This window comes from Alteromonas gracilis (genome assembly GCF_036870955.2).
Taxonomy (GTDB): Bacteria; Pseudomonadota; Gammaproteobacteria; order Enterobacterales; family Alteromonadaceae; genus Alteromonas; species Alteromonas gracilis_A.
Map to the genome: position 1 here is coordinate 2,080,637 of NZ_CP145482.2, position 18,963 is coordinate 2,099,599.

15 protein-coding genes, 6 tRNA genes and 5 pseudogenes are annotated in these 18,963 nt (G+C 43.2%); 20 read left to right on the forward strand and 6 right to left on the reverse strand.

Annotated features, from left to right (window positions below; translation table 11 throughout):
- Nucleotides 1-81: 81 nt before the first annotated feature.
- The 4 genes from V6N89_RS10135 (at nt 82) to V6N89_RS10150 (ending at nt 1,898) form a co-directional block, all read left to right on the forward strand.
- A complete protein-coding gene (locus tag V6N89_RS10135; RefSeq protein WP_338517439.1) occupies nt 82-375 on the forward strand; it encodes a helix-turn-helix domain-containing protein in 294 nt (97 codons plus the stop codon).
- 453 nt (nt 376-828) lie between these two features.
- A complete protein-coding gene (locus tag V6N89_RS10140; RefSeq protein ID WP_338517440.1) occupies nt 829-1,167 on the forward strand; it encodes a hypothetical protein in 339 nt (112 codons plus the stop codon).
- Nucleotides 1,168-1,186: 19 nt separating this feature from the next.
- Entirely contained in the window at nt 1,187-1,558 is a 372-nt protein-coding gene (locus tag V6N89_RS10145) for a hypothetical protein (protein ID WP_346993724.1), read from the forward strand.
- On the forward strand, nt 1,515-1,898 hold the full coding sequence (locus V6N89_RS10150) for a hypothetical protein (RefSeq protein WP_346993725.1): 384 nt from the start codon (nt 1,515-1,517) through the stop codon (nt 1,896-1,898). The genes V6N89_RS10145 and V6N89_RS10150 overlap by 44 nt, the downstream gene beginning before the upstream one ends.
- A 77-nt stretch (nt 1,899-1,975) precedes the next feature.
- On the opposite strand, the gene V6N89_RS10155 is transcribed toward V6N89_RS10150, so the two are convergent.
- Genes V6N89_RS10155 through V6N89_RS10175 form a run of 5 tightly spaced genes read right to left on the reverse strand, consistent with a single transcriptional unit; the run spans nt 1,976 to nt 4,100 of the window.
- A complete protein-coding gene (locus tag V6N89_RS10155) occupies nt 1,976-2,323 on the reverse strand; it encodes a TusE/DsrC/DsvC family sulfur relay protein (protein ID WP_338517443.1) in 348 nt (115 codons plus the stop codon).
- Nucleotides 2,323-2,622 (reverse strand): DsrH/TusB family sulfur metabolism protein, encoded by a 300-nt coding sequence (locus V6N89_RS10160; RefSeq protein ID WP_338517444.1) that lies wholly within the window; start codon nt 2,620-2,622, stop codon nt 2,323-2,325. The genes V6N89_RS10155 and V6N89_RS10160 overlap by 1 nt, the downstream gene beginning before the upstream one ends.
- Entirely contained in the window at nt 2,622-2,990 is a 369-nt protein-coding gene (locus V6N89_RS10165; protein ID WP_338517445.1) for a DsrE family protein, read from the reverse strand. Before V6N89_RS10165 ends, V6N89_RS10160 begins: the two co-directional genes overlap by 1 nt.
- Nucleotides 2,990-3,379 carry a sulfurtransferase complex subunit TusD gene (gene tusD, locus V6N89_RS10170; RefSeq protein ID WP_338517446.1) on the reverse strand — a complete coding sequence of 130 codons (390 nt, stop codon included), beginning with the start codon at nt 3,377-3,379 and terminating at the stop codon, nt 2,990-2,992. The genes V6N89_RS10165 and tusD overlap by 1 nt, the downstream gene beginning before the upstream one ends.
- A 55-nt stretch (nt 3,380-3,434) precedes the next feature.
- The gene (locus tag V6N89_RS10175; protein ID WP_346993726.1) at nt 3,435-4,100 is read right to left on the reverse strand and encodes a Bax inhibitor-1/YccA family protein; all 666 of its coding nucleotides are present in this window, start codon (nt 4,098-4,100) and stop codon (nt 3,435-3,437) included.
- Nucleotides 4,101-4,336: 236 nt separating this feature from the next.
- Here V6N89_RS10175 and V6N89_RS10180 point away from each other — a divergent pair.
- Nucleotides 4,337-4,428, forward strand: a tRNA-Ser gene (locus V6N89_RS10180).
- 43 nt (nt 4,429-4,471) lie between these two features.
- On the forward strand, nt 4,472-5,785 hold the full coding sequence (locus tag V6N89_RS10185; RefSeq protein WP_338517447.1) for an alpha/beta hydrolase: 1,314 nt from the start codon (nt 4,472-4,474) through the stop codon (nt 5,783-5,785).
- Nucleotides 5,786-5,917: 132 nt separating this feature from the next.
- On the opposite strand, the gene V6N89_RS10190 is transcribed toward V6N89_RS10185, so the two are convergent.
- Nucleotides 5,918-6,823: a LysR family transcriptional regulator gene (locus V6N89_RS10190; protein ID WP_338517448.1), complete on the reverse strand. Its 906-nt coding sequence runs from the start codon at nt 6,821-6,823 to the stop codon at nt 5,918-5,920.
- Nucleotides 6,824-6,976: 153 nt separating this feature from the next.
- Here V6N89_RS10190 and V6N89_RS10195 point away from each other — a divergent pair.
- From V6N89_RS10195 to V6N89_RS10260, 14 genes and pseudogenes are all read left to right on the forward strand, one after another.
- Nucleotides 6,977-7,424: pseudogene (locus V6N89_RS10195) on the forward strand (DoxX family protein).
- Nucleotides 7,425-7,512: 88 nt separating this feature from the next.
- The gene (locus tag V6N89_RS10200) at nt 7,513-8,316 is read left to right on the forward strand and encodes a DODA-type extradiol aromatic ring-opening family dioxygenase (protein WP_338517449.1); all 804 of its coding nucleotides are present in this window, start codon (nt 7,513-7,515) and stop codon (nt 8,314-8,316) included.
- 144 nt (nt 8,317-8,460) lie between these two features.
- A tRNA-Ser gene (locus V6N89_RS10205) sits at nt 8,461-8,552 on the forward strand.
- 260 nt (nt 8,553-8,812) lie between these two features.
- A tRNA-Ser gene (locus V6N89_RS10210) sits at nt 8,813-8,904 on the forward strand.
- A gap of 478 nt (nt 8,905-9,382) precedes the next feature.
- Nucleotides 9,383-11,502 (forward strand): annotated as a pseudogene (gene ovoA, locus V6N89_RS10215) (5-histidylcysteine sulfoxide synthase).
- Nucleotides 11,503-11,576: 74 nt separating this feature from the next.
- The gene (locus tag V6N89_RS10220) at nt 11,577-12,758 is read left to right on the forward strand and encodes an aminotransferase class I/II-fold pyridoxal phosphate-dependent enzyme (protein WP_346993727.1); all 1,182 of its coding nucleotides are present in this window, start codon (nt 11,577-11,579) and stop codon (nt 12,756-12,758) included.
- Nucleotides 12,759-12,970: 212 nt separating this feature from the next.
- A pseudogene (locus tag V6N89_RS10225) lies at nt 12,971-13,707 on the forward strand (pirin family protein).
- A gap of 177 nt (nt 13,708-13,884) precedes the next feature.
- A pseudogene (gene uvrY / locus V6N89_RS10230) lies at nt 13,885-14,530 on the forward strand (UvrY/SirA/GacA family response regulator transcription factor).
- Nucleotides 14,531-14,546: 16 nt separating this feature from the next.
- Nucleotides 14,547-16,380 (forward strand): annotated as a pseudogene (gene uvrC / locus V6N89_RS10235) (excinuclease ABC subunit UvrC).
- A 112-nt stretch (nt 16,381-16,492) separates the two neighbouring features.
- Nucleotides 16,493-17,071: a CDP-diacylglycerol--glycerol-3-phosphate 3-phosphatidyltransferase gene (gene pgsA, locus V6N89_RS10240; RefSeq protein ID WP_338517451.1), complete on the forward strand. Its 579-nt coding sequence runs from the start codon at nt 16,493-16,495 to the stop codon at nt 17,069-17,071.
- 163 nt (nt 17,072-17,234) lie between these two features.
- Nucleotides 17,235-17,310 (forward strand) — tRNA-Gly (locus V6N89_RS10245).
- Between the two features lie 39 nt (nt 17,311-17,349).
- Nucleotides 17,350-17,423 (forward strand) — tRNA-Cys (locus V6N89_RS10250).
- A gap of 58 nt (nt 17,424-17,481) precedes the next feature.
- Nucleotides 17,482-17,568, forward strand: a tRNA-Leu gene (locus tag V6N89_RS10255).
- 163 nt (nt 17,569-17,731) lie between these two features.
- Nucleotides 17,732-18,961 carry a tyrosine-type recombinase/integrase gene (locus V6N89_RS10260; protein WP_338517452.1) on the forward strand — a complete coding sequence of 410 codons (1,230 nt, stop codon included), beginning with the start codon at nt 17,732-17,734 and terminating at the stop codon, nt 18,959-18,961.
- Nucleotides 18,962-18,963: the final 2 nt, after the last annotated feature.

Here is an 18,963-nt window from a genome sequence, read left to right on the forward strand (position 1 = left end):
TGCCGCGCTTAGGTGTCAGGATCTAGGTGCTGAATTTCTATTAATATCGCTTTACTTTGAACCACCGAGTAAGGCAAATAAATGAGTAACGAAGTGAAACTTAACACAAGCAAAATCCTAACATTAAGGTCAAACAAATGCTGGAGCCAAGAGGAACTGGCCTCTGCAAGTGGCTTGAGTGTGAGGACTATCCAACGGGTAGAAAAAAGCGGTATAGCGTCTCTTGAAACAACAAAAGCATTGTCGTCCGTGTTTGGTGTTTCGCCCTTGGAATTACAGAACAATAGCTCTGTTGAAAACATGAGTTTAAATTTTATCGTTAAATATGCGTGGTTGTTTGCCTTTGCACTATCAAGTGTATTCTTCGGCATGTGAATAATCGATATCTTAATTCCCACATTAAAAGGCGCAAACTTTGATCAACAATACGAAATGCACGGTAACTTCAGGTACCTGGATTTTGGTGGGCTAAGCTTTTTCGCGGGTTTCTTACTTTTAGTGGTTAACGTGTTGTGGGAGCACATAAGTAAAAAGCGCCTTGTGCGGGCATCCAACTCACACTAAGCAAGTTAGCGTGTAGCAACCTAATTTAGATTCGATTAAAGTGGCGGCGCGGATGTTTGTACTAACGCCATAGTGCATGAGCGGTTTTGCTTATACACTTAAGAGTTGAAACAATGAAAATTTGCTATGAGGACAACTGGCCATCTTTCTTGTGGCCAAACAATAGCTAGTGATAATACCTATTATCTCTTCTTCTTAGGTACTAATCTGTGTTTTAATCTTCGCCACTACATTAGACAGTGATAAACGGGTTCAATTAAGCAAATGCGTGATACGTTAAGTACAGAGACAATTTCGGCAAAGGTTTCTCTGTTAGCTGATTCGGGAATTGATACGGCGGCATTCCATACTTTGGAATATGAGATTCATGTTGACGGTGAGGTCGCATTAACAGATATGCGTGCTGAGCTCACTAACGCTGCGCCAAGCACGTATACAAAAAGCATAGTGTTGCATGATGCCAATGTTCACTCTCTAAGAATGCGCGTCAGCAGCTATCTTTTCGAAAAAAACATGGATATCACCATGTTTTGGATTAACGATTTAGCGTCAAAGCACGACGCGTTTATTTCTAACTGGCGAGTAGTACTAAAAGCGCAGTAGAGAGGGAATGGGGGGCAATATGTGTGGATTTATTCAGCGTGTTACAGACTCTCCAGCCGTCATTGCTTTATTGGAAGAAGTAGGGTTACAGGAAACCATCCCGCTTTTTAATGATGAAAAGGCTAGTGGCAACGTCATCAATTTCTATCCTGCGTTTGGTAAAACTGCCAGTAAACGCATTACCAATCTAATTGTTAGCCCATCAAAAACGATTGATGCTACTTGGTGGTTTGATGCTAAACCTAATGGCGAAAATCTTGAAGTCGGCGAGCGCACTACGTTTAACGCGAGGAACATCGATAGCCCATATTGGAAAAAGGCGATAACTCATCGTAGGGGGATTGTAGTTGCGACTGCTATTGGTGAGTCTAACCCCAGTAACGCTAGGTAAAGGTAAGTCGCACTATTTGATAGAACCTAAAAGCGGCGCGTTTCTGCTTGGCGCTGTATATCGCATTTTCAGCAATGGTTTGTATTCTTGTGCTGTAATCACACGCCCGCCCATAGACGGGTTTAGCCAGTTTCATGAGAAGTCCATTCCATGCTTTTTACCGCATGATAGAGCTAAAATAGAAGCTTGGCTTCATGGCGATGCTAACTACGAGGTAGAACAACTTCTCGCAACACCTCGCATTTATTGTGACCTGAAAGTGACGAAGGTAAAAACCTTTAAAGGCGCAGAGCCTCTAAGCGAGCCTCATTCCTTAAGTGCGTCGTTGGAAATAGAGTGACTGCAATAGGTTATTCGTAACTATTTGGTTACACGTAACCTTTCTCTGCCTGCGTCTCATAAAGATAATGACCCGAATTACAGGCATTTAGCTGGCTTTGGGAGCCCTGCAAGTTTAGTGGCTTGTTTTGCTGGTCCACGTTTAAATAGTCTTTGAAGATAGCGGCTATTGCCTTTCTCAGGTCCAAACTTGTTTGCCATGGCTTTAACTAATGCGCGAATTGCCGGGCTAGTTTCGTACTCTTCGTAAAAAGCACGTACGAAACGTACAACTTCCCAGTGAGCATCAGTCAGTTCAATGTTTTCTTCTTGTGCAAGTAATTCAACCATACCTTCATCCCACTGCGTGTAGTCCAGCAGATAGCCAGCCTTATCTGTGGTGATGTTTTTTCCGTTATATGAAAAGCTGAAAGTCTCTTGCGTCATTACAGAGTTACCCATTGTTGATGTGCTGCCGACAATGCAGCGAATTCTTGATTTGAAATTGGAGTAATACCTACCGGTAAGATAGCACCTCGGCAGGCTACATCATCGCTAAGTGCATAGAGTTTAACACTAGCACTTGTCACGCTTAGCAGCGTTTCAAAAAAGGTGCTGTGCAACATGAGGGTATGCACGCCGTCACCGCTGCAGACCACCGACGTTGATTCGGGCTGAGAACATGCTGCCTCAAGCAGTAATTGATCTGCTGGTGTAAGATGAGTACGAGTGATTAAAAACAACATTAAAACGTCACCACATGGTCTGCGCTTTGAATAAGCGCTAGTTTTTCAGACGCGGACACCCATTGGCACTCAAGTTCTTCAAACAGTGCTCTATTGTCCACTGCGTTTACGATACTCAGTGTGTCGGCACTGTCTTTACACACATAACAGTCTTCAATATCGAAAAAGGGCATAGAGGCTAAACGCTTACTATGGTTTTTAAGTCCATTTGCAGATTCAGTTTTGACCAACTGTAGTACTGCTTGGTTTTCAAACAGTATTTTTACCTCGTGACCATAGTTTGTCGCTGCCAGGGCAAAATCTAAGCCGTCGTGGCTAGTCGCACTTGAATAGGGTGTTTGCGTAAATCGTATTAATAGAGTTGCCATTAGAACTGCACCAGTTTTTCACATTCATGGAGCGTAGTGAAAAACTCCCCCAAACCCGCTTGCTGAAAAGGCGCATTTAAATTAGAAAAGTTAATGCCGTTTGCATCTGCTTCTTGCTGACTGACTATACCGCGTTTGACAGCAGCGGTTATGCACACCAACAGTTGTATGCTATGGCGATTGGCAAGGTTTTCCCACTCGCCATAGGCGAAGTGAGAGTCACCAGTGTGCAACATAAGGCTGTTGGTGTGATACACGCCATCGCCATAAAAGAATACGTTATTAATACTATCGCCGTTGGCAATAGCCGCCTTTATGAATGCAAGCGCCCGTATGGCGGTATCGCCATGAAAGGGTGATGTGGTAATAAGTACTGAATATTCTGTCATACAAACAAAAACACCCCGATTAAGGGGTGTTTATTCTTAAACCTTAAACAAGCAATTAATCGTCGCCACCAAAAGCACCTAGAAGGTGAAGGATTGACGTGAACAAATTGTAGATGTTCAAGTATAGCGCAACTGTTGCGCGAATATAGTTGGTTTCGCCACCGTAGATAATACGGCTAGTGTCGAAAAGAATAAAACCAGACATGATAAACACAATTGCAGCGCTAATCGCTAGGCTAACAGCCGGTACTGCAAAGAAGATGTTTGCAATTGCTGCTACCAATACGACAACCAGTCCAACAACCAAGAAGCCACCCATAAATGAGAAGTCTTTCTTAGTGGTTAGTGCGTACCCTGATAACGCAAAGAACACAAGTGCAGTCGCACCTAGTGCTTCCATAATAAGGCCTGGACCACCAACAGCAAGGTAGTATTGTAAGGTATAGCCTAGTGAAGCACCCATCAAACCAGTGAATGCAAATACCCAGTAAATACCAGATGCAGAGTCAGCTTTTTTCTGCACAACAAAAAGTGTGATTAATGCGCCAATGGTCATACCAAGTGACATCATAGGAGAAATACCTACTGCCATTGCTACACCAGCACAAACCGCACTAAACGCTAGTGTCATCGCAAGCAGCATATAGGTGTTGCGTAGAACCTTGTTCGTTTGCAATACCGATGGTTGAGATGCACTAGAATACATCGAACGTTGATCCATTGTTTCCTCCAATAGGACTTATATGACCGAAATGGTACACAATTATTTAGTGTATGTTGTATGGCTTTTAGTTCCCATTTTCAAGTGGTTTCATATGAATTTGATGTCAGGTGACGATAAAAGCAGCTTAATTGTGTAACTTTTGATGTATTTGCTTGAAATATGGGCACTTAAACAACTTTTTTCATTTTTAGCTTTACAGTCATAAAAATATCATTAACATACGCAGCACTTCAGGAGAGTTGGCAGAGCCCGGTTTAATGCACCTGACTTGAAATCAGACGTGGGGTCAAACCCACCGGGGGTTCGAATCCCTCACTCTCCGCCATATTAAACAAAAACGCCTCGCAGCAATGCGGGGCGTTTTTGTTTTGTTTGAAGGAAAGTGCGGACTTGAAGAGAAGCCCGTGTTCGACCAATCGTCGGGAACGATTGGTGCCGCCGTAGGCGCCCGTAGGGGCGGGTACAGGAAGTACCCGAGCACATCCCTCACGCCACATTCGAAAAACCCGCACATTGCTACGGGTTTTTTTATGCCTAAAAAGATTTGTCTATTTTACTTGTTAGGCGAATACTTATGTAATAGTGTGACGGAAACTATTGATACACCAAGGGCTTACATGGATACGTTGCCTAATCCGAAAAAACTTCCCCTTTCTTTTGTGTTTCTTCGTGTATGTGCTTTTTTCGTCAGTCTCAGTTTGATCAACGGCTGTGCGTCAATTATTGCCTATCGTATTGCAAACCCGGAATCTCAACAGATTAAGGGTGATCTGAGCCAAATTGTCGACACTAAATCAGTGTGTAGTAACAAGGATAACTGTGTTTCCCTTTATGTCGTGCGTAATGCTTCAAATAGAATTGGCAAAAATGATATCAGTCTTGAGTTCGAGCTCTTTGATGAGAACAAAGGTATAAAATGGACATATGAGGGCAACGACGAACCGCTTATCACTCAAGTAATTCACGATGAGCTTATTATTGTGTTTCCTGGGTATATGATGGAGCCAAAGCTTGTTGTCCTACTAGAACATTGGCTGGCACACGTTAGCGGTGCGATGGTTGTTGTGGCTCCTAAGCCAGAGTCTGGTGAAAGCTTCGCATTTGGTTTGGGGAGTGTCGACCCCATAGCGCACTTTGTTAATGAACATCCTGCTAAGAAAATACATGTGGTTGGTTATTCAATGGGAGCCATTGCAGCAAGCCGTCTTACCGCAAGGCTCGATAATTCAAACCTCTACTTAGTTGCGCCAATGCTTAACTTTACTGAATCTGCTGTGGCTTTATTTAATAAATACAAAAATGACCATGCCCTTAGTTGGTTAGTAGACAGTGAAGACATAAAAAATGCTACTGATAATGTCCTTCAAAGCGCAAACCTGTCGCCATCTGACATTAACGTTGCCCATAACCTTGCGTTAAGCAGAGCTCATAAGATACGTGTTTACATGTCTTTAAACGACGAAGTCGTAGGCGGCAATATTGATTTAATGCATTCAGAGAAAAAGAATGCGCTTGTACGGCAATATAAATCGTTAAGTCATATTCAAATGATGGCTATGACCGATGAAGCGTTGTTGGCAGATTTCATCAGTGATATGACAAACACAACAATAGATCCGCAGGATACATCAATTGTTGGGTCTGTTTGCTTCAAAGGGCAACCTAATTGTGAGTTTGATTGATACCACTTCACTAAAGTATGAGGTCGTTGGCTGGTTCCGGGCATTACTTTTATCGTGCTATGTACAGTAATGGCGCTGATTGGCATGTTTACAGGTGTACCAGCCATCATGGCATCGTTTAGGTAGAGTGGTTCATTTGTCCCAGTAAGGTGTGCTTGCGAAATAGTCTTTTAGGAAATCAATAAATACACGCAACTTGTTCGAGACCAATTTTCGATGAGGGTACACGGCATATAGCGCAATAGCTTGTGGCACGTACTCCTCGAGAATTGGCACAAGCTCACCTTTGTTGATGGCCTCATAGGCAATAAACGTAGGTTGCAACACATAGCCATGTCCATGTTTGGCAACATCGGTTAGCACTTCACCGTTATTGGCGGTTAATCGTGGCGTATTTTTTTGCACATTCGCTTTAAGCGCTTGAATAAGTTCCGATGCTTCATTTTCGTAATTCACGTAGGCATATTCTAAATAGTGTTCGGGGTGAAGATCTGACGGATGTGAAGGCGTACCAAATTTCTCCAAGTAAGTAGGAGAGGCACAAAGCACGAGTCTAATATTGGTTATTTTAATTGCCACTAGTGAAGAACTGGAAAGTTGTCCTGCTCTTAACGCGACATCAAACCCTTCATCAATCACATCGACCTTTCTATCATTTAGCTGCAAATTTACTTGTACGTTTGGGTGGGCGTGCTGAAAGGCACCCAAGCACGAAGAAAGGTGTAATGTTGAAAAAGAGACAGGCGCACTGACGTGTAAAACGCCTTTTGCCTGCGTATTTAAGAGGCCTAACTGGCCCTCCATATCATTTATACTTTCAAGTATATGCTTGGCATGTTGTAAGGCTTGCTGGCCAGCCTCTGTTAAATGAATCTTTCGCGTCGTCCTATTGAAAAGTCTCACATCAAGTTGCTTTTCCAATTGCGCTATATATTTACTCACTAATTGGTTAGAAGTGTTCATTTTCTCGGCTGCTCTAGTGAAACTTCCCTCAGTTGCCACTACGGTAAAGGTTTTAAATAAATCTATTCTGTCCATACAGGTGCTTGAGAGTTAATTGTCAACAATATGTTGGTAATAATTCAATAATTTGACCATTTATTCAATATACGTTGGAGACTATTCTTTATCCATACCGTTAGCCAACCGGGCTAACAAACTAAATAACATCGAAATATTGAGGAAACAATTATGAACAAGCAATTACTAAACAAACTATTTTCTACAAACAATAGCGCAGCAAACCTAGCACTACGTGTACCAACCTAGCATCATTTTAGCGGCACATGGCGCACAGAAATTGTTTGCATGGTTTGGTGGATACGGCCTTGAAGGCACGGGCCAGTGGATGGAAAGTATTGGCCTAGCACCAGGTTTCTTAATGGCATTGCTTGCGGGAAGTGCGGAATTTTTTGGCGGTATAGCGTTAATTCTTGGGTTTTTAACACGTCCAGCAGCTTTAGTGAGCGCCTTTACCATGGTTATTGCTATTTTTAGCGTACATATTAGCAATGGCTTGTTCATGAGTAACAATGGCTATGAGTTTGCGCTTTCGTTATTAGCAATATCTGTTGCATTAACTATTCAAGGCGGCGGCAAGCTATCTATAGACAAAGCCTTAGCAAGCAAATTTGAATAGTGCCCATATCCATTAATTCGGCAGAGATGTTTAATCTCTGCTGATTTGGGTTTTACTTTTCTACTTGCCAAGCTTAAGGAATGTGACAGTGTTAACAACTGCATATATTTCTCACGGCGGTGGTCCACTTCCACTTCTGGGAGACAGTCAACACGACGAAATGGTTTCTGTGTTAAAAAGATTGAGCCACGATATCGCGACACCAGACCTAATCATTGTTATTAGTGCGCACTGGGAATCACCATTTATTTCAATACAGTCCAATGACACGCCTGCCATGTATTACGACTATTATGGATTTCCAGAAGAGGCGTATAGAATTACGTATCCAGCTAGGGGAAACAGTACGCTAGCAGATTATCTCAATAACGTTATAAACGAACATGGTATAGCGTCTCGCTTAGACAAAGAAAGAGGGTACGATCATGGTATGTTTGTGCCGTTATCAATTATGTATCCAAACGCAGATATCCCGTGTATCCAAGTATCTTTAAAGAATACCCTTGACCCTAACTTGCACATTAAATTGGGTCAGACGTTACGACATGCGCTGAAATTTGACGGCGTTGATAATATTTTATTGCTTGGTTCAGGTTCTTCATTTCATAACATGACAGCGTTTTTTCAAAAAGACGAGCAATCGTACGAACGAGCTTTTCAGTTTGATGACTGGTTACAAAGGACAATGTGTACTAATGAGACGGTTGAAATAGACAGGGAGCAGGCGCTAGTTAATTGGAAGAAAGCACCGCAGGCAACCTTTGCTCATCCAAGAGAAGAACACTTATTACCGCTACATGTTTGTTATGGCGCAAACGAGCGAGCTGCTGATCAGTACTACGGTCTAACCCTTCTTGGCAAACCTGCAAGCATGTTTGTTTGGTCTGATTGAAGATTAAGTAGCATTTCAACGCAAATGGTTATCTTTAACTAGTCAAATCTTGTTCATATTGATTGTCAAATAAGCACTTGGGTGCTTTAGTTGAAATTAGCGCTTTACAGTGAAAATTATTTCATTATTATACGCAGCACTTCAGGAGAGTTGGCAGAGCCCGGTTTAATGCACCTGACTTGAAATCAGACGTGGGGTCAAACCCACCGGGGGTTCGAATCCCTCACTCTCCGCCACATTCGAAAAACCCGCACATTGTTGCGGGTTTTTTTATGCCTCGAAAACAGTATCCATGAGTGAGGGGTGAGAAGCCCGCGTTCGACCAATCGTCGGGAACGATTGGTGCCGCCGAAGGAACGCGTATGAAAGTAAACGCAATCTGTTTTAATTTTATACAGTTTACCCTTTGGACTGGTAAACATTTGACCACTTGATTGATTTAATTGAATTTGTACTTTACAGCGGCGATAAAACCATTATTATACGCAGCACTTCAGGAGAGTTGGCAGAGCCCGGTTTAATGCACCTGACTTGAAATCAGACGTGGGGTCAAACCCACCGGGGGTTCGAATCCCTCACTCTCCGCCACATTCGAAAAACCCGCACATTGTTGCGGGTTTTTTTTATGCCTCGAAAACAGTATCCATGAGTGAGGGGTGAGAAGCCCCGCTGTTCGACAAAACGGCAGGAATGCCGTTTTGCACAACCGAAGGTTGCCCGCAGGGCGAGCGCCAAGGACGGCGCGAGTGAATCCCTCACGCCACATTCGAAAAGCCCGCACATTGTTGCGGGTTTTTTATGCCTCGAAAAAAGTGTGAAAGAAAATCTGATCTCATCGTGTCTCTATTTTGTAATTACAAACATTCTACTAGTTGACCCAAAGATGTCGTGCTTTGTTCATAAAAGCCTGATAAAACTAAATTGTTTCTACACAGAGTATGTATTCCGCTTATCTGCAATAGCACCGTGATGGCGTTGTGTATAACAGCATCTTTTCATTTCTGCCTTGCTAACCAAGGCGCTTTGTGTGTTTAGCAATCGAACTATAAGAACCCGAGAGGATAGTATGCAAGCATTGCCAACGCTTAACCTAAGGAAGGGAACTGTCGAGCAAAAACGTGCCGAGATAAAGGCGTATTTTCTTGATTCATTCAATACCTATGAATCACTTTTCTCTTGTCTTGCTAATGATGGGGCTTTTTATGAGCGCCCTGAAAAGTTAAGGCATCCCCTTATTTTTTATTTCGGGCATACCTCAACATTTTTTATTAATAAGCTGGTGCTAGCAAAGACCATTAATGAACGGATTAATCCCAAGTTCGAATCGTTGTTTGCGATTGGTGTTGATGAGATGAGCTGGGATGACCTTAATGATGAAAATTATGATTGGCCCAATGTTGAAGAAGTTCGACAATATCGTAATCAAGTTAGAACATTGGTGACTGATCTTATCGATACTATGCCGTTCAGTATGCCAATTGACTGGGAAAACCCAATGTGGCCCGTCATCATGGGGATTGAGCATGAACGTATTCATTTAGAAACATCTTCTGTTCTGATAAGGCAACTACCACTTAGGTACGTAAAACCAAGTAACGATTGGCCGTCATGTCCACATTATGTTGTTCAGCGTGACCAGGTGCCTGCAAATAGTTTTGTTGACGTACCATCAACCAAAATAGAAAGCGAAAAAACGTGGGATGACGATTACTACGGTTGGGACAATGAATACGGCATTCAAAATGAAGAGGTTAAAGCGTTTAGCGCAGCCAAACATATTGTAAGCAACGGCGAATTTTTAGCGTTTGTTGAAGAAGGTGGTTACCAAAATGCTGATTATTGGGAAGAAGAGGGGAACAAGTGGCGCGAATACACGCAGGCTTCGCACCCTGTGTTTTGGGTGAAGACTGATACGGGCTATCGTTACAGAAGTATGTTGGAAGAGCATGCTCTTCCACTAGATTGGCAGTAGACGTCAATTACCATGAAGCAAAGGCCTTTTGTAATTACAAAAGTGAAAAGCTGGGCCGTGCTATTCGCTTACCAACAGAGAATGAGTGGTTAGCAATCAGATCGCTAGCGGGCGTTACGCAAGATTACTACGATAGTGGCTTTAACATTGCCTTGCAGAAATACGCGTCGAGTGAGCCTGTAAATGTAAACCGATCAGGTGATTTTTTTGATGTAGTCGGTAATGTGTGGCAGTGGACGGAAACCCCTATCTATCCGTTTGAAGGTTTTAAAGTGCATCCACTTTATGACGATTTCACCACACCGACTTACGATAATAAGCACAATCTGTTTAAAGGCGGTAGTTGGGTGTCCACTGGGAATGAGGCAATGAAAGATAGTCGTTACGCCTTTAGACGTCATTTTTTCCAGCATGCGGGCTTTCGATACATACAAAGTGAGAGTGTGATTAACGTGAACGATTTTGATTATGAGAGCGACACTCAAGTTTCGCAGTACAGCGAGTTTCACTATGGTGACGAGTATTATGGTGTTGCTAACTTTGCAAAGGCGAGTGCTGAATTTTGCATTGCCAAGATGCGACAAGTTGGTAAAGGCGGTAATGCAAAAGCCCTGGATTTGGGATGTGCAGTTGGGCGCTCTACATTTGAGCTAGCTACTTTCTTTGACCGCGTTGATGGCGTTGATTTCTCTGCTCGCTTTATTAAGACTGCCTTTGACATGCAGGAACGAGGAGAAATTCGTTATAACCTTATTGAGGAAGGTGAACTTACGTCATTCAAATCGCGCAAACTCTCTTCATTGGGGTTGGCAAATGTTACTGACAAGGTTAGCTTCGCCCAAGGCGACGCGTGTAACCTGAAGGAGCATTTCACTGGCTATGACCTTATTTTCATGGGTAATTTGATTGATCGAGTATACAGCCCTCGAAAAGTACTCAATGACATGGCGCTTCGCTTGAACCCGGGAGGACTACTTGTTGTTGCTAGTCCCTTTACCTGGCTTGAAGAATACACCGAGCGCAAAGAGTGGTTAGGTGGTTACAAAGACGAAAATGGTGAGACGCTTAGTTCTACACAAGCACTTGAACAAACGTTAGGTGACACCTTTGTAAGAGTTGGTGAGCCAGAGTCTATCCCGTTTGTTATTAGGGAGACTAAACGTAAGTTTCAGCATACACTTTCAGAATTTAACGTATTCCAAAAAGTGAAATAGCGTAAACGACATGGACGTTAACCAAACACCTAGTACTAGACATCTTAAATGACTTATTCACGCCATTCAGAGAGTTGTGGCAGTGGCAACCTCATAATAAGCAAGACAGTGAGCGACTTAAATTCAGTGAAATAAGAACGCGCTATCCCTCTGCACCACATGACTGTCTAGCCATGTGGATTGCGGATATGGACATTGCCCCTTCAAGAGACGTGCTTGAGGGTATCGCCGAACAGGTAGTCCAATGTACTGGTTATCAATCATTGTCTGTCGGTAGTACGGTTTCTAGTTGGCTTAATGCAAAGCGCATGTCGGCAAATGACACTGATGAGCAGGTATTACCCGAGCATGTTGTCGATGTGCCCAGTGTAATTGGTGCAATTAACGTCGCACTTACTACGTTCTGTAAATCCGGCGATGACGTTATGGTATTGTCGCCTTCTTACGGCCCGCTACATCAGGCTGTAACGCTTAATCATCTCAATGTAAATTGCGTCAGTTTGCAAAACGGAAAAGTTAACATAGATCAGTTAAATGCTGATGCCACTGCGTTTGTATTGTGTCACCCCAACAATCCTGACGGTGCTGTACTTTCAAAACAGTGTCAAAATCGACTGATAACGTTCTGCGAACAGCATGAAATTGTGTTGATAACTGACGAAGTTCATGCCGAAATTGGGTTTGATGATGAGAACAACCCCACCACAATACCTTTATTTGGCGCGCTGAGTGGTCAATCTTTGTCGCCTTGCTTGGTGCATATTGACAGTGTTAACAAAGCATTTAACTTAGCTAGCATTCCTGGCGCTAGCTACGCAATTATTGCCGATGAAGAAAAAAGGATAGCATTTAGCCATCAACTTAGCCTGCGTCATTTGCAGGCTAATACTGCCTCGAAGCAGGCCTTAATATGTGCCTATCAACGCGGTCTTCCTTGGCTTGAATATACAAAAAAGGCCATTGCATTTAATCGAAAGCTGGTAACGCGATTCTATACCCATCATCAAATTCGCCTAAACGCAACGATGGGGAGCGCTGGCTTTTTTCTTTGGGTGAATTTGAACGAACCTGTCATTTGTGAAGGAGAGTGGGCAAAATACTTCAATCCAGCAAAGCATGTTGAGCAGTGCATCGCTCGAGGTGTTATAGGTAACGATGGCGAGCAATTTAATGCTAGCGGCTTTATTCGGTTAAACCTTGCTTGCCACCCTCTATACATTGAGCGCGCACTCAACCGCTTGTACTTTTCAGCGTAGACTTGTTTGATGTCTAATACGCTGCCTGCCTCTCATTCTATTTATTAGAATTAAAGCTGCGATTTATTGAAATTTTATCCTATCAAATAGAGTTTATAATGGACTCATTACTAAGTCATCCCGCACTTGCCCTGCATAAAACAAGGTGACTAATCACTTTGGCAGCTGTGCACTTATTTCATTGGATGACAGGACTGGATAGGAGACAAATTATGATTTATCTAAGAAAAGCACAAACACGTGGCGCAGTTGATTTTGGTTGGTTGCAAAGCAAACATAGTTTCTCCTTTGGTCATTATTACGATCCAAAGCACATGGGGTTTTCAGCGCTTCGCGTTATTAACGACGATGTTGTAAAAGCTGGACGAGGATTTGAAACCCATGGTCACAGAGACATGGAAATCATTTCTTATGTGGTTAAAGGTGCACTTAAGCACAAAGATAATACGGGTAACGAATACATCGTACCGATGCGGGTGACATTCAAGTGATGAGCGCAGGTAAAGGCATAATGCACTCAGAATTTAACCCATCGGATAGTGAATCGGTTAATTTCTTGCAAATTTGGATAGTACCCAATGAGAGAGGCGGTGAGCCGGGTTATGCGCAAAAGACGTTCGGTCATGCAAAGAAAGCTGACGGTTCTGATATGCGAATGGAGCTTCTTGTGAGTAGTGACGGGCGAGATGATACGCTTAAGATCAAGCAAGATGCGGCAATAAGCCGATTACAACTTGAGGCTAATGACGAGTTTTCGCTATCAACCCAAGATGGAAAAGGCTATTTGCATATTGTCAGCGGAAGCGCAACCGTGAGGGTGGGGAGCGAGGATGAAAGCGTGACGCTGTCGCAAGGCGATGCTATCGGTGTTTATGAGAAAGACATTGTTGATATTAAAACAAGCAGTGGACTAGTGGCATTGTGGTTTGATTTACCTAGTGCTTTTTAGTAAACCAGCTTTATATCAATAATTTATTCTCAAAACGTGTAACTTCACTTCACGTTAGCGTATCTCGTGGTATGATGACTGACAAGTTATTAGGGGCGGTGTAGTTTTGCGTTATTTACGCTGCTTGTCGCCCTTAATGCTGTAATAATTTATAACTGTAGTCAGTGAGAAACGAGAGTGATAAAAATAATCCTAGCAGACGATCATGATTTGGTCAGAACAGGGATACGCCGCATTTTGGAAGATGTTAACGACTTTACCATTGTTGCTGAAGCAAAGAACGGTGAAGACGCAGTACAGTTGTGCCGAAAAGACGCGCCAGATGTGGTACTCATGGACGTAAATATGCCTGGTATTGGCGGTCTTGAAGCAACGCGAAAGATTGTCAGAATGTCAGAGAATACACGCGTTATTTGTTTATCAATGCACAAAGAAAGCCCCATTCCAATGCAAGTTATGGAAGCTTAGTGCGTATGGCTTTTTAACTAAAGATGCAGAGCCAAGTGAAGTTATATTAGCTATCCATAAAGTTATGGGTGGTCAAAAATACATCGATAGTGAAGTGGCAAATAGTATTGCTGTAAGTAAACTTTCACCGAGTTCTGAAAATCCTTTCAACGATTTATCTAGCCGCGAGCTTAATATTGCGCTTCGTCTAACCAAGGGGCAGCGTGTAACAGACATCGCGAATGAGCTAAGTATCAACGCCAAAACGGTCAACACCTACCGTTATCGTATGTTCGAAAAGCTTGGCGTAACCTCTGACGTTGAACTTACTCACCTTGCGCTTCGTCATAAACTGATCGACCCCAATCTTCTATAGGCGTTTAATACGCATTATGTCAAAGCGACAAACTTCAGAATTCGATTCAGCAGCGTTTCTTAAGAATTTAACGTCTCAGCCTGGTGTGTACCGTATGTACAATAGCCAGGATGAGGTTATTTATGTTGGAAAAGCAAAAAATCTAAAAAAGCGTGTTTCAAGCTATTTTCGAACCAATGTCGATAACGCCAAAACACGCTCTCTTGTCAGTCACATAGCAAAAATGGACGTCACGGTTGTTAATAGTGAGACCGAGGCGTTCTTGCTTGAAAATAACTTTATTAAGAAATATAAGCCACGCTATAACGTGGTAATGAGGGACGATAAATCTTATCCCTTCATTTTCTTATCAGATCATGAACATCCACGCTTGTCTTTCCACCGCGGGCCACAAAAGAAAAAAGGTGAGTATTTTGGCCCTTACCCAAGTGCGTGGTCGGTGCGCGAAAGTTTGCGTTCAATGCAGCGCATTTTTCCAGTAAGACAATGCGAAGACAGCTATTATCGCGCCCGCAGTCGTCCTTGTCTTCAATATCAAATGCAGCGCTGCAGTGCCCCCTGTGTAAAAGGGTATGTCAGTGACGAAGAGTATAAAGAGCAGGTTAATTTCGCTCGCTTGTTTTTAAAAGGCAAAAATCAGCAGGTGATTGGCAGCCTTGTCGAAAAAATGGAAAAGGCGAGTGAGCAGCTAAATTTCGAGGCCGCAGCACGGTATCGAGACCAAATAAATGCCTTGCGTAAAGTGCAAGAACGTCAATGGGTTGCTAGGTACGCAAGATGAAATGGATGTTTTTGGTTTTGCATTCAAAGGCAATATGGCATGCATTCAAGTAATGTTTATCCGCGACGGTCAGCTACTTGGAAGTAAAGCGTTTTTCCCAAAAGTGCCGAACACAGCTGATGAACAAGAAGTATTTGAGTCATTCTTCCTCCAGTTTTATCTTGCTGGGAACAAGATCATTCCAAAACAAATTGTACTTGCAAATACGCTAAGCGACCAAGACGTGGTAGCAGATCTGCTTGCTTATGAGGCAGGGCACAAAGTTACGTTTTTTAAAGGCGCTAGGGAAGAGAAACGAAAATATCTTGAACTTGCGCAGGCCAATGCAAAAACAGCATTAGAGGCACAATATAGCCAGCAAAAATCAGTCTTTGCACGGTACCTCGATTTAGAAGAAGCTTTGGAAATCGATGTCCCAATTCAGCGTATGGAGTGTTTTGATATCAGTCATACATCAGGACAACAAACCGTTGCATCGTGTGTGGTTTTCAATCGAGAAGGGCCTCATAAAAGTGACTATCGTCGTTACAACATTGAAGGGATTACGCCTGGTGATGATTATGCTGCGATGGCTCAAGCGTTAAAGCGACGCTATAAAACAGTAAAAGAAGTTCAAAAGATCCCCGACTTGCTTCTTATTGATGGCGGTAAGGGACAACTTGCGCAAGCTGAAGCGTTTTTTGAGGATTGGCCCCATGATAAAAAACCTATGTTGTTAGGTGTGGCAAAAGGCGTAACAAGAAAGCCAGGTTTAGAAACACTCATACTTGCGGGAAGTCATGAGGTAGTCTCGATGGACAGTCATGCTCCTGGTCTGCATTTAGTTCAGCATATTCGTGACGAGTCGCATAGGTTTGCCATTACTGGGCATAGAAACAGACGTCAAAAAGTGAAAACTACGTCGAGCCTCGAAAGTATTCCGGGAATAGGCGCGAAACGTCGACAACAGCTTTTAAAGTTTATGGGAGGCTTACAAGGGCTAAAAAAAGCCAGTAAGGATGAAATTGCCAGTGTTCCCGGTATTAGCCAAGAGTTGGCGGAAACTATTTATGACCACCTGCATCAATAAAACGCGCGCACAACAAGCATTGCGTTTGAAATTAAGGTAATGTGGTAAAAGAATGAAAGCTGAAAGGCTGCGCTAAACGCCCGTAGAGGCATAAAACTGAGATGTATTTTGTATGTGGACTGTTCCAAACTGTATTACTTTATTCAGAGTAATCCTAATTCCTGTATTCGTTGTTGTTTATTTTCTTGATTGGCGTTGGGCCCACGAAGCAGGCGCATTTATCTTTTGGCTAGCGGCCATTACCGATTGGTTTGATGGTTATTTAGCACGTAAACTCCAACAGTCTACGCCTTTTGGTGCATTTTTAGACCCGGTTGCAGACAAACTTATTGTCGGCGCGGCGTTATTAATGATTACTCACAGTTATGCAACGTTATGGATCACCTTACCGTCAGTAGCGCTTTTAGTAAGAGAGATTTATGTATCAGCATTGCGTGAATGGATGGGGTCGAACGGCGTTCGAGACGCTGTGAAGGTGTCATTTATTGGTAAAGCTAAAACGACTGTACAAATGTTGGCCTTAATTGGGCTACTTTCTGGTTTAGAAACATTTATGGGCTTTCCGATTTATTGGGTAACACTGGGGTATATTCTTCTTTATATCGCAGCAGTGCTGTCAATTTGGTCAATGATTGTTTATACAAAAGCAGCTTGGCCACACCTTCGAGGTAGTGCGTTAAAAGGAAATTGATCGTACATTAATCAATGTGAATAAAAAAATAGCAAACGATCATAAAAATACGCATTTATCTCAATTTAAACGTTTTTTCGTATTGACAGTTTTGTATTGGTAGGTAGAATGCACCCCACATTTCGAGAGGACATCACCGAAACGAAATGTACGATTAAGGTATGCGGGAATAGCTCAGTTGGTAGAGCACGACCTTGCCAAGGTCGGGGTCGCGAGTTCGAATCTCGTTTCCCGCTCCAATCTCTTTACGAGTTACCTTAATTAGCGCCAGTCGCACTGGCGGAATGGCAGAATGGCTATGCAGCGGATTGCAAATCCGTCTATCTCGGTTCGACTCCGGGTTCCGCCTCCATACGCTGCAACGCAGCATCAGGTACTACGCCTGACACCTTGCTGAAAAGCAACCCGATGCCCGGGTGGTGAAATTGGTAGACACAAGGGATTTAAAATCCCTCGAACGCAAGTTCGTGTAGGTTCAAGTCCGGCCCCGGGCACCATTTCTTAGTCTTACGTTGTCTTTTACAGTCTTTTAAACCCAGTAAAAACAAGCCTTTCAGGCAATTTATTGTCTTCGGTTGTCTTCCGTTGTCTATTGAAATCTACACCAAAGTGGTGCTACCGTTGGTGCTATCTGGGTTCAATTTTACTTGGTAGCACCACATGCCACTCACAGACCGCGCCATAAAAGCCATCAAGCCAGCTGATAAAGACCAATGGGTATCCGACAAAGACGGATTACGATTATTGGTTAAATCCAATGGTAACAAATTCTGGCGTTTAAAATACCGGTTTGCTGGTAAGCAAAAAACGTTAGCCTTGGGCTCTTATCCTGAAACACCGCTATCAAAAGCGCGTGAGTTAACTATGCAGGCCAGGCTTACGGTTAAATCTGGTATCGATCCCGCAGCAGAAAAGCGTGAGAAGGTGAGGGAAGAACAACGTTTAAACGAAGATTTGTTTATGAACGTCGCCAGGGAATGGTGGGAGCAGCAAAGCGGCGGCTGGACCGAAAAACACGCTAATAGAGTCTGGCTCCGATTGGAAAAGAACTCGTTTACGGCACTGGGTAAACGCCCTATATCCACGATACGCCCACGAGATGTAATAGAAACCGTAAGAGACATAGAAAAGCGCGGGGCGTTAGACGTTGCTCAGCGAGTACTCCAAGATATCGGCCGCGTGTGCCGCTACGCCGTGCAGACTGAGCGGATTAACTTTAACCCAGCGAGTGAATTAAGTGATGTACTGAAATCTCGAAAGGTTGAACACCGAGCTTCATTACCAAGAGATCAGTTACCAGCGTTTGTTAAAGCTTTATCCTCCTATGAAGAAAAGGGCAGGCTGCTAACCAAGTATGCTATTCAACTGCTCGTGCTAACCTTTGTTCGCCCTGGCGAACTTCGTGGAGCTCGGTGGGATGAGTTTAATTTTGAAGATAATATTTGGCGTATTCCCGCCGAGCGTATGAAAATGCGCTCGGAGCATATTGTGCCGTTATCAAAGCAAGCATCAGAAGTCATTGATAAGATCCGTCCTATTACTCACCAGTATCCGCTATTGTTTCCCTCAGAACGAGATAGAAACGAGCCCATGTCTGATAATACCATGCGCAGGGCAATATTTAAGATGGGGTACGATGGCACCAAGCCAGGTAAAGCGAAAGCCAATCCTCATGGTTTTCGCGCTACAGCGTCATCCATTTTGAATGAGCAAGGCTTCAATCCAGACGCTATTGAACGACAATTATCACATATGGAGAGAAACGGTGTCCGCGCCGCATATACTCACCATGCCAGGTATTTAGATGAACGTAAAGAAATGATGCAGTGGTGGGCCGATTACGTATTTGGCAAATCGATATACAAAATGGATAAACAAGAAAAGGAGTAAGG

Excerpts from the sequence above, each read along its gene's own strand:
- V6N89_RS10135 (WP_338517439.1), top strand. The coding sequence starts at position 82 with ATGAGTAACGAAGTGAAACTTAACACAAGCAAAATCCTAACATTAAGG.
- V6N89_RS10140 (WP_338517440.1), top strand. The coding sequence starts at position 829 with ATGCGTGATACGTTAAGTACAGAGACAATTTCGGCAAAGGTTTCTCTG.
- V6N89_RS10145 (WP_346993724.1), top strand. The coding sequence starts at position 1,187 with ATGTGTGGATTTATTCAGCGTGTTACAGACTCTCCAGCCGTCATTGCT.
- V6N89_RS10155 (WP_338517443.1), bottom strand. The coding sequence starts at position 2,323 with ATGACGCAAGAGACTTTCAGCTTTTCATATAACGGAAAAAACATCACC.
- V6N89_RS10160 (WP_338517444.1), bottom strand. The coding sequence starts at position 2,622 with ATGTTGTTTTTAATCACTCGTACTCATCTTACACCAGCAGATCAATTA.
- V6N89_RS10165 (WP_338517445.1), bottom strand. The coding sequence starts at position 2,990 with ATGGCAACTCTATTAATACGATTTACGCAAACACCCTATTCAAGTGCG.
- tusD (WP_338517446.1), bottom strand. The coding sequence starts at position 3,379 with ATGACAGAATATTCAGTACTTATTACCACATCACCCTTTCATGGCGAT.
- V6N89_RS10175 (WP_346993726.1), bottom strand. The coding sequence starts at position 4,100 with ATGGATCAACGTTCGATGTATTCTAGTGCATCTCAACCATCGGTATTG.
- V6N89_RS10190 (WP_338517448.1), bottom strand. The coding sequence starts at position 6,823 with ATGGACAGAATAGATTTATTTAAAACCTTTACCGTAGTGGCAACTGAG.
- pgsA (WP_338517451.1), top strand. The coding sequence starts at position 16,493 with ATGTGGACTGTTCCAAACTGTATTACTTTATTCAGAGTAATCCTAATT.
- V6N89_RS10260 (WP_338517452.1), top strand. The coding sequence starts at position 17,732 with ATGCCACTCACAGACCGCGCCATAAAAGCCATCAAGCCAGCTGATAAA.